This is a genomic window from Azospirillum sp. INR13 (genome assembly GCF_015390205.1).
Taxonomy (GTDB): domain Bacteria; phylum Pseudomonadota; class Alphaproteobacteria; order Azospirillales; family Azospirillaceae; genus Azospirillum.
This window is the reverse complement of the sequence record NZ_VUOI01000041.1, coordinates 20746-35387: the sequence shown is the minus strand read 5'-3', so window position 1 is coordinate 35387 and position 14642 is coordinate 20746. Positions and strand designations below refer to the sequence as shown.

General features: G+C 68.8%; 15 protein-coding genes and 3 pseudogenes. 8 read left to right on the top strand and 10 right to left on the bottom strand.

All coding sequences use genetic code 11. The features are described 5' to 3' along the window. From F1643_RS25150 to F1643_RS24085, 3 genes and pseudogenes are all read right to left on the bottom strand, one after another. On the bottom strand, positions 1-100 hold a 100-nt coding region (locus tag F1643_RS25150), incomplete at its 3' end, for a hypothetical protein (RefSeq protein WP_370540722.1). Between the two features lie 131 nt (positions 101-231). Continuing rightward, positions 232-531, bottom strand: a pseudogene (locus F1643_RS25145) (ChaN family lipoprotein); the annotation flags it as partial. Continuing rightward, positions 519-680, bottom strand: coding sequence for a hypothetical protein (locus F1643_RS24085; RefSeq protein WP_255543089.1), 162 nt, complete (start codon positions 678-680; stop codon positions 519-521). The pseudogene F1643_RS25145 and the gene F1643_RS24085, both read right to left, overlap by 13 nt. A gap of 396 nt (positions 681-1076) precedes the next feature. On the opposite strand from F1643_RS24085, the pseudogene F1643_RS19810 reads away from it, so the two are divergent. Further along, positions 1077-1813, top strand: a pseudogene (locus F1643_RS19810) (SDR family NAD(P)-dependent oxidoreductase). A gap of 144 nt (positions 1814-1957) precedes the next feature. Here F1643_RS19810 and F1643_RS19805 read toward each other — a convergent pair. Both F1643_RS19805 and F1643_RS19800 read right to left on the bottom strand, forming a co-directional pair. Beyond that, complete coding sequence (locus F1643_RS19805) at positions 1958-2971, bottom strand: pyridoxal phosphate-dependent aminotransferase (RefSeq protein WP_370540719.1); 1014 nt, start codon at positions 2969-2971, stop codon at positions 1958-1960. A 197-nt stretch (positions 2972-3168) separates the two neighbouring features. After that, entirely contained in the window at positions 3169-4470 is a 1302-nt protein-coding gene (locus F1643_RS19800; protein ID WP_194914974.1) for a gamma-glutamyltransferase, read from the bottom strand. 91 nt (positions 4471-4561) lie between these two features. Between F1643_RS19800 and F1643_RS24080 the strand changes: the two genes are divergently transcribed. The 6 genes and pseudogenes from F1643_RS24080 (at position 4562) to F1643_RS19780 (ending at position 9045) form a co-directional block, all read left to right on the top strand. Then, complete coding sequence (locus tag F1643_RS24080; protein ID WP_255543088.1) at positions 4562-4843, top strand: hypothetical protein; 282 nt, start codon at positions 4562-4564, stop codon at positions 4841-4843. Next, positions 4816-5931, top strand: coding sequence for a M48 family metalloprotease (locus F1643_RS19795; protein WP_370540721.1), 1116 nt, complete (start codon positions 4816-4818; stop codon positions 5929-5931). The genes F1643_RS24080 and F1643_RS19795 overlap by 28 nt, the downstream gene beginning before the upstream one ends. A gap of 158 nt (positions 5932-6089) precedes the next feature. Then, entirely contained in the window at positions 6090-7508 is a 1419-nt protein-coding gene (locus F1643_RS19790) for an esterase-like activity of phytase family protein (RefSeq protein WP_194914973.1), read from the top strand. A gap of 125 nt (positions 7509-7633) precedes the next feature. Beyond that, positions 7634-7981: pseudogene (locus F1643_RS25140) on the top strand (DsbA family protein); the annotation flags it as partial. A gap of 64 nt (positions 7982-8045) precedes the next feature. Next, positions 8046-8402 (top strand): DsbA family protein, encoded by a 357-nt coding sequence (locus tag F1643_RS24070; RefSeq protein WP_370540720.1) that lies wholly within the window; start codon positions 8046-8048, stop codon positions 8400-8402. Positions 8403-8415: 13 nt separating this feature from the next. Beyond that, positions 8416-9045 carry an HAD family phosphatase gene (locus F1643_RS19780; RefSeq protein ID WP_194914972.1) on the top strand — a complete coding sequence of 210 codons (630 nt, stop codon included), beginning with the start codon at positions 8416-8418 and terminating at the stop codon, positions 9043-9045. Positions 9046-9068: 23 nt separating this feature from the next. On the opposite strand, the gene F1643_RS19775 is transcribed toward F1643_RS19780, so the two are convergent. The 5 genes from F1643_RS19775 to F1643_RS19755 form a co-directional block, all read right to left on the bottom strand. Further along, the gene (locus tag F1643_RS19775; RefSeq protein ID WP_255543084.1) at positions 9069-9857 is read right to left on the bottom strand and encodes an MT-A70 family methyltransferase; all 789 of its coding nucleotides are present in this window, start codon (positions 9855-9857) and stop codon (positions 9069-9071) included. Between the two features lie 127 nt (positions 9858-9984). Then, complete coding sequence (locus tag F1643_RS19770) at positions 9985-10692, bottom strand: Crp/Fnr family transcriptional regulator (RefSeq protein WP_255543082.1); 708 nt, start codon at positions 10690-10692, stop codon at positions 9985-9987. Then, a complete protein-coding gene (locus F1643_RS19765) occupies positions 10689-11327 on the bottom strand; it encodes a YgjV family protein (protein ID WP_194914969.1) in 639 nt (212 codons plus the stop codon). Before F1643_RS19765 ends, F1643_RS19770 begins: the two co-directional genes overlap by 4 nt. 392 nt (positions 11328-11719) lie before the next feature. Further along, positions 11720-12283 (bottom strand): cold-shock protein, encoded by a 564-nt coding sequence (locus F1643_RS19760; protein ID WP_149222286.1) that lies wholly within the window; start codon positions 12281-12283, stop codon positions 11720-11722. A gap of 255 nt (positions 12284-12538) precedes the next feature. Continuing rightward, complete coding sequence (locus F1643_RS19755; protein WP_194914968.1) at positions 12539-13645, bottom strand: alkene reductase; 1107 nt, start codon at positions 13643-13645, stop codon at positions 12539-12541. Between the two features lie 222 nt (positions 13646-13867). Between F1643_RS19755 and F1643_RS19750 the strand changes: the two genes are divergently transcribed. Continuing rightward, positions 13868-14632: a histidine phosphatase family protein gene (locus F1643_RS19750; protein WP_194914966.1), complete on the top strand. Its 765-nt coding sequence runs from the start codon at positions 13868-13870 to the stop codon at positions 14630-14632. Positions 14633-14642: the final 10 nt, after the last annotated feature.

The following is a 14642-nucleotide window of genomic DNA, read 5'->3' as shown; positions in this document are numbered from 1 at the left end:
GGTGCGGGACGCCATCGCGGTAGAGGGTATGGCCCTGCCCCAGGATGCCGACGACGGCGCGGCCGGTGGTCCGGCGGGTCTCGGCGATCTTCTCCGCCATCGCGCGGTCCCAGACGCTTTGCGCCTCGATGAAGCGATTGGCGGCATCGGAGGGGCGGCTGCCTGCGACTCCGAACGATCATGCGCCGCCAGCGTTTCAGTCAGGCGGTTGCGGTAGGTCTCCGTCGGAGCGGCGGGGTTGCCGACGCCCTCACGATCCGCCTCCGGAATGGCGGCCCAGCCGTTGCGGGCGGTGCGGCTGATCAGCGGGCGTTCCACATTCAGCGCCACCACCGGCAGCCGGTGCAGCCGGGCGAATTGCAGGATCGGCAGGTAGAAGGCCGGATCGAAGCCCCAGACCGTGCGCCAGTCCGTCTCCTTCAGGAACTCGCTTTCCGTCAGTTCCCCCGCCACCCAGCGGTCGAGCACCGGCTGCAGCCGGCGCGGCAGCATCTCCATCCCGACGGCAAGGTCGGGGTTCAGCGCATGCAGGCCGGCCAGGGTGTGGAGCTGCCAACGGTGGTGGTCGGCCTTGTCATGCTGCTCCCCAGCAGGACCACCGGCGCATCGGCGAGCCGGCGCAGCAGCGGCACCGGTTCCACCGCCGTCCCGGTGCCGTCGGCCCACACGCCCGGCGGCACGCAGCCGATGCGCGCGGCATCCTCCGCCGGACGCCGGATGAGGCGACGAGGGACAGCGCCGCGAAGATCAGCCGGGCAAGGCGGAAAGGACGGGCCAGGAGAGGGGGGTGGGACGGAAGATCTGGCGCAAGGGTCGGCTCCGTCGGCGCAGGGATTGCGCCAAGGTTGGAACTGCCGGACGCAAGGTCAATGGCGAACGCCACCGATTGCGTCGTTCGGCCGCGCCGAAGATCCGCGGCGGATGACAGCCGGAGCATCGGCGGGTAGGATCGGCGCCGGCGGTGGACATACGGCGGATGGCGGCCTTCCGCGCCGGCATCCGTAACTCCCGAGGCCAGTCCCAGGGCGTCCGCTCTCCCCGCCCGACCGCAATCATTCGTGAAGCGCACCGCCGCCATGCCGCACCGCAAGACCGTCATTCTCACCGGCGCCAGCCGGGGTATCGGACACGCCACCGTCACCCGGTTCAGCAACGAAGGCTGGCGTGTGATCTCCTGCTCGCGCGAAGATGTGCCGGAGCATTGCCGGCGCGATCCCAACTGGACCCACCACATTCCGGCCGACCTGTCCGATCCCGCCAGCCGCGCCGCCTTCGTGGAGGAGGCGAACAAGGCGCTGGACGGCGCCCCCCTGCATGGCCTGATCAACAACGCCGGCATTTCGCCCAAGACCCCGATCAAGGAGCGGCTGGGCTGTCTGAACGGCTCGATCGAAGGCTGGCACCGGGTGTTCGAGCTGAACTTCTTCGCAGCGCTGGTTCTGGCCCGCGCTTCGCCGCTCCGCTGTCGAAGGGCAAGGGGGCGATCGTCAACGTCACCTCCATCGCCGGCCATTCGGTGCACCCCTTCGCCGGCTCCGCCTATTCCACCTCCAAGGCGGCGCTGTCCGGCCTGACCCGCGAGATGGCGGTGGAGTTCGCGGAGATCGGCGTCCGCGTCAACGCCGTCGCCCCCGGGGAGATCGAAACGGCGATGACCGGCCCAGAATACGACGTGCTGATCCCGCGCATCCCGCTGAAGCGGATGGGCACGCCGGAAGACGTCGCCGCGGTGATCTTCTATCTCTGCGGGCCGGATTCGGCCTATGTGACGGGGACGGAGACCTTCATCACGGGTGGGCAGCATCTGTTCTGAGGGGATGTCGAGCGGCTAAGTTAGACCCCCACCTAACCTCCCCCGCTGAGCGGGGGAGGGACTGCCGCTGCCTTCCCGATCAAGCACTTATCCCCTCCCCCGCCCAGCGGGGGGAGGGTTAGGGTGGGGGTCTAACTCCGCACCCTACTTCCCCGCCCGCCAGGCGATCAGCCGCCGCGCCGCCTCGGCGATGGTCTCCTCCGACCCGGCGAAGCTGAAGCGCAGGAAATGCCGGCCGCGGGCGGTGTCGAAATCGATGCCCGGGGTACAGGCGATGCCCGTCTCCTCCAGGATCTGCTTGGCCAGCGCCTCGCTGTCGTCGGTCATGTCCGACACGTCGGCATAGATGTAGAAGGCGCCGTCGGCCGGGGCCATCTTGGTGAAGCCCGCCTTCGGCAGTTCCCGCAGCAGAACCGCGCGGTTGCGGGCGTAGCGGGCGACGTGGCCGTCCAGTTCCTCCGTGCAGTCGAAGGCGGCGACCGCCGAGACCTGACTGAGGGTGGGTGCGGAGATGAACAGATTCTGCGCCAGACATTCGACCGACCGCGCCAGATCGTCCGGCACGATCATCCAGCCCAGACGCCAGCCGGTCATCGAGAAATATTTGGAGAAGCTGTTGACCACCAGCGCCTGATCGTTGACCTCGGCCGCGGTGACGGCATCGGTGCCATAGGTCAGGCCGTGGTAGATCTCGTCCGACACCATGCGCACGCCGTTGGCGCGGCACCAGTCGGACAGCGCGGTCAGTTCCTCCCGGCTCAGCATCGTGCCGGTCGGGTTGGCCGGGCTGGCGACGATCAGGCCCTGCACCGGTTCCTCCAGCGCCTCCAGCAGTTCGACGGTCGGCTGGAAACGGTGCTCCGGCCCGGTCGGCAGCTCCACCGGGATAACTCCGGCCGCGGTCAGGGTATGGCGGTAGGCCGGATAGCTGGGCGACGCCATCGCCACGCGGTCGCCCGGATCGAAGGCGGCGAGGAAGCCCAGCTGGAAGGCACCCGACGACCCGGTGGTGACGACCACCCGCCGCTCCGGCACATCGACGCCGTAACGATCCTTGTACCATTTGGCGATAGCCGCACGCAGCGCCGGAATGCCCAGCGCCCCGGTATAGCCAAGCGGATCGCTTCCCACGACGGCGGTGGCCGCCGCCTGCACCACGCCTTCGGCGCACCGCTGGAGGGCTGCCCCACCTCCATATGCAGGACCTCAAGCCCGGAGGCCTCGCGTTCCGCCGCGGCGCGCATCACTTCCATCACGAAAAAGGGCGGAATGGCGCCCCGCTTGGAAACCTTGGGCTGCTTGCTCATGATCGTCCGTCTCTAACTCTCTTTTTCGGGCGGGCCGCTATTCGCGGTTCAGTCCCGCTTGCGTTCGCTTTCGACCGTCAGCGCCAAGCTGCCGGCACGCGGATCGGTCGCCGTCTGGCAATAGCGCACTCCGTCCTCAATCGACACCCGGCAACCGATGAAGCTGACCCGTCCGGGAATGGATTGCGGCCGCGCGGCCTGGATCTGCGGCGCGGTCGATTTGTCCTCCAGGCCCGCCGGCAACGCCACCGACAGCAGGGCGGCCGGACCGGCGGCGGGACCGTCGTTGCCCCCGGCCGTGCCGACGCCCGCGAACAGGGTGCGGCCGATGATGGAGTTGGCGATCAGGGCCGGGACACCGAAGCCGCCGCGCTCCACCCCCTGGGCTACCAGCATGCCGGTTCCGGGGATGCCGCGGCCGGTGCCGAAGGGCGCCCCTTGGGTGAAGGCGCAGGCGGCACCATTCTCGTCCGGATCGATCACCATCACCCCGGCGCCCGCCGCGCCGGCGCCGGCGCCGGTGGCGCCCAGCAACTGGGCGGCGCGGGTCGCCCGCTCGGCCGGCGGCAGGGCGGCCACCGCCTTCCAGGCCTGGATAATCGCTGCACCCGATTCCGGCTCGGTCGTGTCGGGGACATGCAGGTCGCTGATGTCGAAGGGCACCGTCAGCGTGACGCCGACACGCGGCTGGTAGGCGCGCAGCTGCGCCGGGTCCAGCCCCATGCCCTGGGCGACCGTCGCGGCGAGCGGCCCGGCATAGAAGGCGCCCACCCCCTGGCGGCGCAGAACCGAAAGGGTGGCGGCGAGTTCCGGTTGCCCGGCGACCGTGCCGACAGCCGGCGTGCCGGCGCCCAGCAGACGGCGGCGCGCATCGGAATCGGCGGCCAGACGCCCGCCGAACGCGCTCAGATCCTGCACCAGCGCCCGGCTGAGGCCGGGGGAGAACTGGGCCAGCTGTTCCGCCGGGGCGACAACCTGCTCCCACCGCATCACGCCGGCCGAGGCCTGGACGGCATACAGGCCGCGCGCCATCGCGGGCATGCCGACGCCGCCCGCGCCTACCGGACGCGGCAGGAATTCGATGGTGCGGGCCTTCTTGGAGGCGGCGTCGAACAGCACGCAGACGCCGCCGCCGGTCAGCCCGACGCGCGACGGCAGGCTGGCGGTCATCGCCAGCGCCATCGCCGCCACCGCGTCGCCGGCCTTGCCGCCCTGGGCGATGATGTCCCGGCCGATGCCGGCGGCATAGGGTTCGTCCGCGACGACGAAGCTCTGGACCGTCGCGTCGGTCTTGAACTTCGTGTTGACGCAGCCGGTCAGCAGTGATGCAGCTATGGCAACCGCGCCCAACCGTCGCCAGATTCGCAAGCGAGTGTGTCGCGGACCGGAGTTCCGCCGGTTCCGCGCGGGGGTCCGCTGTTCAAAGCCGGAGGTCGTCACGGTGCGCAAGCCCAGCAGGCTGGTTTCGGTCGTCGCCATCATGTCCATGTGTCTGATGTCGCTGGTGTGGGAAGCGCCACCGGCGAGCGCGCAGCGCCGCTCGGACATGCAGATCCTGGGCGACGCCGAGACGGACCATATCATCCGCAAGATGGCCCGGCCAATCTTCCAGGCGGCCGGCATCGACCCCGACTCGGTGCAGATCCTTCTCGTCAACGACCCTCGGTCAACGCCTTCGTCGCCGGGGGACAGAACATCTTCCTGCACACCGGGCTGCTGCTGACGGTGGACGACGCCGACCAACTGCTGGGCGTGATCGCGCACGAGACCGGCCACATCTCCGGCGGACATCTGGTGCGCGGGACGGAGGCGATGGACAATGCCTTCCTGTCTTCGCTGCTCGGCATGGGCCTGGGCGTCATCGGCGGCCTCGCGTCGGGCAACGCCGGGGCCGGCGCCGCGGGCGTCATGCTGGGCCAGCATCTGGCGGAGCGGAACTTCCTGTCCTTTTCCCGCACGCAGGAGGCGTCGGCCGATCAGGCCGGCCTGTCCTTCCTGGAACAGTCGGGCATCTCCGCCAGGGGGATGGAAGCCTTTCTGGAAAAGCTGGGCGTCGGCGAACCGCTGATGAACGACCGCGACGCCGGCTACCGCCTGACCCATCCGCTGACGCGCGAGCGCATCGAGGCGGTGAAGGCCTTCGTCGCCCGCTCCCGCCATGCCGACGCCCGCCTGCCGGCGGCGACGGAGGCCGACCTGCGGAGGCTCCAGGCGAAGCTGTACGGCTATCTCGATCCGCGCGGCGCGCTCCAGCGCTACAAGGCGAACGATCCGTCGCCCGCTGCCCGCTATGGCCGCGCCTATGCATATTTCCGCCAGGGCGACGTCAGGCAGGCGACCCCGCTGGTCGACGGCCTGATCGCGGACGAGCCGCGGAATCCCTACCTGCATGAAATGAAGGGCGACCTGATGCTGCAGACCGGCCGCGCGCCGGATGCGGTCGCCCCCTACCGCAAGGCCATCGAGCTTGCCGGTTCCGAAGCCGGAACGATCCGCGTCTCCCTCGCCCACGCCCTGCTGGAGCAGCGCGATCCGCGGCTCGCCGACGAGGCGCTGAAGAACCTGCAGATCGCGGCGAAGGGCAAGGCCCAGTCGGCCTTCCTGTGGCGGCTGACCGCCCAGGCCTGGAGCATGAAGAAGAACGACGGCATGGTCGCCTATGCCACCGCCGAAGAGGCGCTGGCGAGAGGCGACATACCGATGGCCAAGGCGCAGGCGGAGCGGGCGGAAAGGCTGCTGCCCGCCGGCTCGCCGGGCTGGCTGCGCGCCCAGGACATCCGCGGCCAGACCGGCGGTGACAGGCCGCGCTGACCCGGTCGGAGCGGATCGGTCATATGACCAAAGCGTCCTTCCGGTAACGCAACGGTCACCGAACCGTCCCGGCCACGTCATCGCCGCTTGCTATTCCGCGGACATCGAGCGCGTCCCACCCGATCCGGAGGCGCGCTACCGTCCACGGAGTTCTCCGCATGCCGTCCATCCGTTCGAAGTCCTGGCGCGGCGCCCTGCTCGCCACCGCCGCCCTGCTGTCCACCACCCTGGCAACCGCGATCCCGGCTCACGCCCAGGAACAGCAGGCCAAGCGCTACCCCGCCACGCTGGCCGGCCACGCGGTGCTGCCGGCCGACACGCTGGTGCAGGCGCCTGCCGATGCCGGGCCGCTGTTCGCCACCGCCGGCAAATTCATCAACGCCGATCGCAAGCGCGTGGACACGGTGGGCAGCATCCGCGCCACCTCCTTCGCCTCCGACCCCAAGGTCCCGCGCCAGACGGAGATCATGCTGCCGGTCGCCGGACAGGCGGTTCAGGGCTTCTCCGCCATTGTTCCGCAGGGCAACGGCGAGTTCATGGCGCTGACCGACAACGGCTTCGGCAGCAAGGTGAATTCGGTCGATGCGCTGCTGATGGTCCATCGCGTCAAGCCGGACTGGCAGAGCGGCGCCCTGCAGCGGCTGGAGACCATTTTCCTGCGCGATCCCGACCGCAAGGTCCCCTTCGCCATCGTCAACGAGAACAGCACCGCGCGCTATCTGACCGGCGCCGACTTCGATCCCGAATCCCTGGTGGTTCAGGCCGACCGCCTGTTCATCGGCGAGGAGTTCGGCCCCTACATCCTGGAACTGAGCCGCGACGGCGTGGTCGTCGCCGTGCATGAAACGATGGTCGACGGCAAGCCGGCCCGCTCGCCCGACCATTACCGCAACGGCATCCTGCCGCCGGTGCCGGGCGCCGTCGCCTTCGAGGTCCGCCGCTCGCGCGGGTTCGAGCCGATGGGCGTGTCGCCGGACGGCAAGACCCTGTACCCGTCGCTGGAAGGCCCGCTGTGGAACGCCGCCGCCAACGCCTTTGAGAACAAGGACGGCCGCGCGTACACCCGCATCCTGGAGTTCGACGTCGCCAGCCGCACGTACACCGGCAAGTCCTGGAAGTACAGGCTGGAGGACAACGCCAATGTGGTCGCCGACCTGGCGATGATCGACGCCGGCAGCGCGCTGGTGATCGAGCGCGACGACAGCAGCGAAGGGGCGAGGACCCAGGCTTGCCAGGGCGAAACGAAGCCCGACTGCTTCAATGCGCCGGCCGCCTTCAAGCGGGTCTACAAGATCGACATCTCCGGCGCCGACGCCGAGGGCTTCGTGCGCAAGGTCGGCTACATCGACCTGACCGACATCGCCGATCCCGACCATAAGGCCCGCGCCGGACAGGCGCCGGAAGGCCGTTTCGTCATGCCCCATCTGGGGCCGGAGGGGGTGAACATCGTCGATGCCGACCATATCGTGGTCGTCAACGACAACAACCTGCCCTACTCCACCGGCCGGACCATCGGTAGGGCCGATGGCGACGAGATGGCGCTGCTGTCGGTGGGCGAGCTTCTGCGCGCCCGCTGATCACGCGATAGTGAAACCGGGGGTGTGGTCCGGGCGAGCGCTTTGCACTTGTCCGGACCCGATTGTCGGTCCAGTGTGGGCGGCCTTCGGCCCAATGTCCCCAGCGTTTTCGGAGACCGCCCACCATGCGCCCCGCCCTGCCGTCCCTGCGTTCCGCCCTTCTTGCCCTGCCTGTCGCGGCGCTGGCGCTATCCGCCGCCGCACCGGCCCATGCGCAGTCGGCGAGCTTCGACGGCAACCAGAAGGCCGCCATCGAGAAGATCGTCCGCGATTACCTGATGGAGCATCCCGAGGTCATCCTGCAGGCCGTCGACGCCATGCAGGAGCGCCAGAAGGCGGCAGAGGCCGAACAGGCCCGCAAGGCCCTGGTCGAGAACCGGCAGGAGCTGACCCGCAACCCGGCCGATCCGGTCGCCGGCAACCCGCAGGGCGACGTGACGGTGGTGGAGTTCTTCGACTACCAGTGCGGCTACTGCAAGGCAGTTCTGGCCGACACCCAGGCGCTGATCAAGGGCGACCCCAAGCTGCGCTTTCGTCCTGAAGGAATTCCCGATTCTGGGGCCGGCGTCGCTGCTCGCCTCCAAGGCCGCACTCGCCGCCCGCGGCCAGGGCAAGTACATGGAATTGCACAACGCCCTGATGGCCCACCGCGGCCAGTTGGACGAGGCGGTGATCATGCGGCTGGCCAAGTCGGTCGGTCTCGACACCGACCGGCTGAAGAAGGACATGGAGTCGCCGGACGTGCTGAAGGTGATTGCCGCCAACCAGGCGCTGGCCGAGAAGCTGAACATCCGCGGCACCCCGGCCTTCGTCTTCGGCGACGAGCTGGTGCCGGGAGCCATCAAGCTGGACGACATGAAGCGGCTGACCGACGCAGTCCGCGCCAAGGGTTGAGGCGGGCCGTTCCATGACAGCAACGATTGAACCGCTGAAGCCGGCCGTCGTCGTCTTCGACGTCGGGCAGGTGCTGATCGAATGGGACCCGCGGCACCTCTACCGCGAGCTGTTCGACGGCTATGAAGATCTGATGGAGGATTTCCTCGACCGGATCTGCAGCCCCGCCTGGAACCTGGAGCAGGACCGCGGCCGTCCCTGGAGCGAGGCGATCGCCCAGCTGACCGAGGAGCATCCGGACTGCGCCGAGCTGATCCGCGCCTATGACGACATGTGGGAACGCATGGTGCCGGGCCCAATTCCCGGCACGCCGGAGATCCTGGCGGAGTTGAAGGCGCGCGGCGTCCCGGTCTATGCCATCACCAACTTCTCCGCCGACAAGTTCGAACTGACGCGCAAGCGCTTCGACTTCCTGAACGGCTTCGACGGCATCATCGTTTCGGGTCAGGAACGGCTGGTGAAGCCGGACCCGGCGATCTACCGGCTGCTGATGGATCGTTACGGCCTCGAACCGAAGCACTGCTACTTCATCGACGACAACCCCGACAATGTCGAGGCGGCCAAGTCGGTGGGCATGTCGGCGCACCTGTTCCTGGGAGCCGAGGCGTTGCGGCGCGATCTGGTGGCGTTGGGGATGTTGTGAGGGGATGGAGTTAATCCCCCACCCTAACCCTCCCCCGCTGGGCGGGGGAGGGAACTAAGCGCTTGTTCGATAAGGCTGCGGCAGTCCCTCCCCCGCCCAGCGGGGGAGGCTAGGTGGGGGCATTCGAAGCCGACGCTCCGCCCCCTACTCCGCCGCAGCCTCGCGGTCGCTCGCGGAGTTGAAGGCGTAGGTCTTCCAGGTCGGTTCATAGCTGTCGTCTGCCTGGTTGCCCCAGACCGACCAGTTGGGCCGGGCACCGCGGCGAACATTTCCAGGAAGGGGCCGGGGCTGCAGGCCTCGATCAGTTCATACTGTTCGTCGGGCTTGCGGCTGTGCTCGCGCTTGCGGCTTTCGATCAGGTTCACCTGGGTCCGGCCGGGGGGCAGCGTGCGGGCCTTCTTGCCGCGGACGCCGAACAGGATCAGCTCGGTCACGTTGCGGAAGTAGAACCCCACCCCGCGCCCGTCGGACCCGCCATCCTTGCGCACCTTGTGCCAGACGAGGTTGGTCTTGTACTCGAACCCCCAGCTGCGCATGACCTGCAGCCCTTCCGGCAGCAGCGCGTTCGGGACCCAGAGATAGAGATGCGCGGTGGGGGCGGCGATGTCGGCGACCGGCAGGGCGCAGATGTCCTCCACCGTCATGGTGCCGTAGCGCGACAGGCGGCGATGTTCCGGCGCCATCTTGCCGGTGCGGTTGACGAAGCGCCAGGGCGGGTCCGCCATCACGGTGGCGAAGCGCCGGTCACCGGCGAAGGCCACCAGATCCCGCGCCGGATCCGATGCCGTCGCCACCGTGTTGCTGTCGCCCATCGCTGCCTCGAAATCCTGAACAAACCCGGTACTGGGAGGGGTGCAAACTCGCACGCGGCGGCAACCGCCGTCAATCCAGTCTAGCCGCTCCGCCGACGCTGTCACAAGCCGCAGCGGGCGGTGGCGGTCACTCCTCCTCGCCGGCCTCGGCGACGGCGCGCAGGGTGGCGCGCTCGGCCACGCTGACGGTCAGGCCCTGGGTCTCCACGCCGGAGGCGCGCAGCTTGGCGAGCGCCCGCGACAGGGTTTCCGGCTGCATGCCCAGGCGCCGCGCGATCAGCGCCTTGTCGAAGGGAAGCTGGAACTGCGCCGGCCCATCGCCGGGCGGGCAGACGCGCATCAGGAAGGCGGCGACCCGCTGCGGCGCCGGCTGGACCTGCAACTGTTCGATCTGCGTCACCAGATGGCGCAGGCGCACCGACAGCGACCCCAGCATGCCGAAGGCGATGCGGTCGTCCTCGCGCAGGCAGCGGGCGAATCCGTCGGCGGTCAGGGTCATGACGCGGGCGTCGGTCACCGCCTCCGCACAGACCGGGAATTTTCCATCCGCGAACATGGCGGCCTCGGCGAAGCTCTCGGCCGGGCCGATGACATGGACCACCGCCTCCGTCCCGTCGCGGGTCAGGCGGTACAGCTTCACCCAGCCGTCGAGCAGCACGAAGAAGCGGTCGGCGGGCTCGTCCTGCAGGAACAGGGTGGTGCCGCGCGGCACCGGTCGCACGATGGCGACACCGCCCAGCAGGGCCACGGCACGGTCGGTCAGCTTGGCGAAGAGCGGGATGGCCCGCAGTGCGGCGGCATCTTCCGCCGACAGGTTGCTGTGGTGGGTGGTCATGACAGCTTCGCCTCCCCGGCCGTTGGCGGCATTGATGTTGGCCCCGTTGGTGTTGGCCCAGTTTGTGTTGATGGGCGCGGTGCCGTCCGCTCGCGCAGGAGCATCCAGGCGTTGACGGCCATCCCGGTCAGGTCGGAGACCATTCCCGGGATCGACCCCACCAGACAGTTGTGCACGAACCAACAGGGCAATGCCACCAGCATGGTGCCGCGGAACACCGCAACCCGCGTCTGGTAACGGGCAAGGCTGATCAGCGCCATGCCGGCCGCGGCGAAGACGGACGGCAGGCCGGTCCAGGTCACGGCCATCACCGCGGCGATCACCGGCAGGATCAGCAGATAGACGAGTCGGAATGCCGGCCATGTGCCGAGCGCCAGCGCTGCCAACACCTGCAGCGCCGCAAGCCCGTTGAGCGCCGCCGCGGTCGGGGCACCCACCAGGGCGAAATGCAGGGCGAAGCCCAGGCAAGGCACCAGCTGCACCAGAAGCATGGCCTGCCGGCTGCGGAAAAAGGGCCAGAGCATGCCGCCGAGCATGCCGCACAAGCCGACCAGCTGCGCAACGGACCACCAGATGTCCGTCCCCCCTCCCCCGCCGAAGAGCGCCGGGAGCCGGACGGTCAGCATCTCGATCATGCCGGAAGGCCCCCCAGCAACGAAAAGGGCGGCGGAAAAAGGGGCGGGAAACGGCGCCGGCCGCCCCTAAGGGCGGCGCAAGGAAAGGCGCAGAGAGCAAAGTACCGAAAGAGAAGAGCGGAAGACACACGCAACGCACCGCCGGGCCGAACCAAGCCACGGCCGGATCACTCACGAGCCAGGACCGCAGAAAACCAAGACAGAAAAGACAAGAACGCACGGCGCGCCCCCAAAGGGATGCACCGTGCGAAAAGAGTCCGGAGTTTCACCGGGAAGACTGGAACGATGACCGCTCTAGCCTTCGATACGCTTGTCAGATGAGCGGAGCCGACCGAGCCGGCGCACGTCCGAAAACGGGCGCCGTCCGGTCGAGGTCCGGGATACCCCGAACCTTACAGGTACTCGACCTTGCCCGCTTCCGGACCCTTCTGGCCCTGGCGAACGGTGACACGCACCTGATCGCCCTCCTGGAGGGTCTGCATGCCCGAACGGCGCAGCACGTTGACATGGACGAAGACGTCCTTGCCACCGGTGCTCGGCGTGATGAAGCCAAAGCCCTTGTCGGCATTGAACCACTTCACGGTGCCGTCGACTTCTTCGCCGCCGCTGCCGCCGCCGGCATCGTAGCCGCCGCGGTCATAGCCGCCACGGTCGAAGCCGCCGGTCCGCGGACGGGCCGAACGCTGAGCGGTCGACGTATCGACCGTGTGGATGGAGGCCACCTGCGGACCCTTCGGCCCACGGGCCAGGTCACAGGTGATGGTGGTGCCTTCGTCCAGCGCGTCGTAGCCTGCGGCCTGAACCGCAGAGACGTGCAGGAAGGCATCGGGCGAACCGTCCTCAGGCGACACGAAGCCGAACCCCTTGGTGGGGTTGAACCACTTCACGGTGGCGGTGACGTTGGACTTGGTGATCTCGGGAGCGCGGAAGCCCTGGCGGGGCGGGCGGTCGAACATGTGTCTTCAAGCTCATAGAGTGTGCCGAATGTCTTTTGTCACAGGGATCGGGTCCCAGGTCAAGCCTTCCAAAGGAAAGATGACCGAATCGCCGTTAAATGCCCCACCCCAGGCTCACGCTTGCCGCCACTCCCGCGCTCCGCAACGGGGCGGGCGGCACCGAAGTGCCGCTCCGCATCCCACCTCCGGCCCCTTCGCCTCGCCATTTGCGCGGCGACTCGGGGGCGATCTGCACGCCGCCCGTGCGCGGAACGGTCAGGCTGCCGGCTGCTTCAACGGCGGATAGTCGGTGTAGCCGTGGCGGTCGCCGCCATAGAAGGTCTTCTGGTCCGGCTCGGCCAAGGGAGCGTCGATGCGCAACCGCTCCACCAGGTCGGGGTTGGCGATGAAGGGGCGGCCGAAGGCGATCATGTCGGCATGGCCGCTGGTCGTCGCCTGGATCGCCATGGCGCGGTCATAGACGTTGTTGGCCATGTAGCGCCCCGTGTAGAGCCCGCGCAGCTCGGCGAGGTCGCCGCCGAATCCCGGATGCGGACCGCGGGTTACGCCTTCGATCATGTGCAGATAGGCAAGGCCGTAATCGTTCAGCCGGCGGATCACCGGGCTGAAGGTGCCGATCGGGTCGCTTTCCTGCGCATCGTTGGCCGGGCTCAGCGGCGACAGGCGGATGCCGACTCGGTCGGCCCCGGCCTCCGCCACCACGGCGTCCAGCACCTCGAACAGGAAGCGGGCGCGATTCTCGACCGAACCGCCATAGGCGTCGGTGCGCTTGTTGGTGCCGTCGCGCAGGAACTGGTCGATCAGATAGCCGTTGGCGGCATGCACCTCGACCATGTCGAATCCGGCCGCCAGCGCATTGCGGGTAGCCTTGCGGTAATCCTCGACGATGCCCGGCAGTTCGGAGATGTCCAGCGCGCGCGGAGCCGGGATGTCCTTGAAGCCGTCGACGGTGAAGGCCTTCATCTCCGGCTTCACCGCCGAGGGCGCCACCGGCAGGGCGCCGCCCGGCTGCAGGTCGGGATGGGAGATGCGCCCGACATGCCACAGCTGCAGGCAGATGTGCCCGCCCCTGGCATGGACGGCGTCGGTGACCAGCCTCCAGCCCGCCACCTGTTCGGCGCTGTGGATGCCGGGGGTGTAGGCATAGCCCTTGCCCTGCGGCGAGATCTGCGTCGCCTCGGCGATGATCAGGCCGGCACTGGCGCGCTGGGCGTAATATTCGGCGTTCATCGCGGTCGGCACGCCGGTGGCGTTGTCGGTGCGGCTGCGGGTCAGCGGCGCCATGGCGATGCGGTTGGGCAGGCTGTAGCGCCCGACCGTCACCGGCTGGAACAGGGGGGCCGCGTCCTGGCTGTCCGTCATGTCCGATCCATTCAGATGGTGAAACTGGACAGAAGAGTGTGGCCCGGCCTCCGCCACCGGCAAGGTGCCGATTGGCCGCAGCGGGCGACCGGACAGCATGGCTGCCATACCGCCTGCCGCCGGGCCGCGGGACCTTTCGCCCCGCCCGGCGGTTATTCCCGACAGTCCAAGTCCACCAGTCCAAGTCCACCAGCCCCAGACCACCAGCAAATGGGATCGCCGATGCAACAGCGCTGGCCCGACCGACTCTGGATCGTCCGCCATGGCGAGAGCGCCGGAAACGTCGCGCGCGATGCGGCGCACGCGGCCGGACTCGTCCGGATCGACATCGACGAACGCGATGTCGACGTTCCTCTCAGCCAGTTGGGGGAGCGGCAGTCCGACGCGCTCGGCCGCTGGTTCGCCGCCATGCCGGCGGCGGAACGGCCCGACGTGGTCCTGACCTCGCCCTACCGCCGGGCGCTGAGCACGGCGGAGCGGCTGCACCAGGCCGGCGGCCTGCCGGTCGATCCGACCGACTTCGTCATCGACGAGCGGCTGCGCGAAAAGGAGTTCGGCGTGCTCGACCGGCTGACCACCGCCGGCATCCGGCAGGAATTCCCGGAACAGGCCGAATTCCGCCGCCTTCTGGGCAAGTTCTACCACCGCCCGCCGGGGGGAGAGAGCTGGTGCGACGTGATCCTGCGGCTGCGCAGCGCGCTCGACACCATCAGCCTGCATCACGGCGGCCAGCGGGTGCTGATCGTCGGCCATCAGGTGGTGGTGCTTTGCCTGCGCTACCTGCTGGAGAACATGACGGAGGACGAGATCCTGGCCATCGACGCGGCCGGCGACGTCGCCAACTGTTCCCTCACCGAATACCGGTTCGACGCCAAGGCCGGGCCGCGCGGCGGGCTGTGCCTGCACCGCTACAACTTCGTCGCCCCGCTGGAGGAGGCCGGCGCTCCGGTCACCGCCGAGCCGGACGCCGCCGTCGCGGCCCGATAGGGAGCACGCC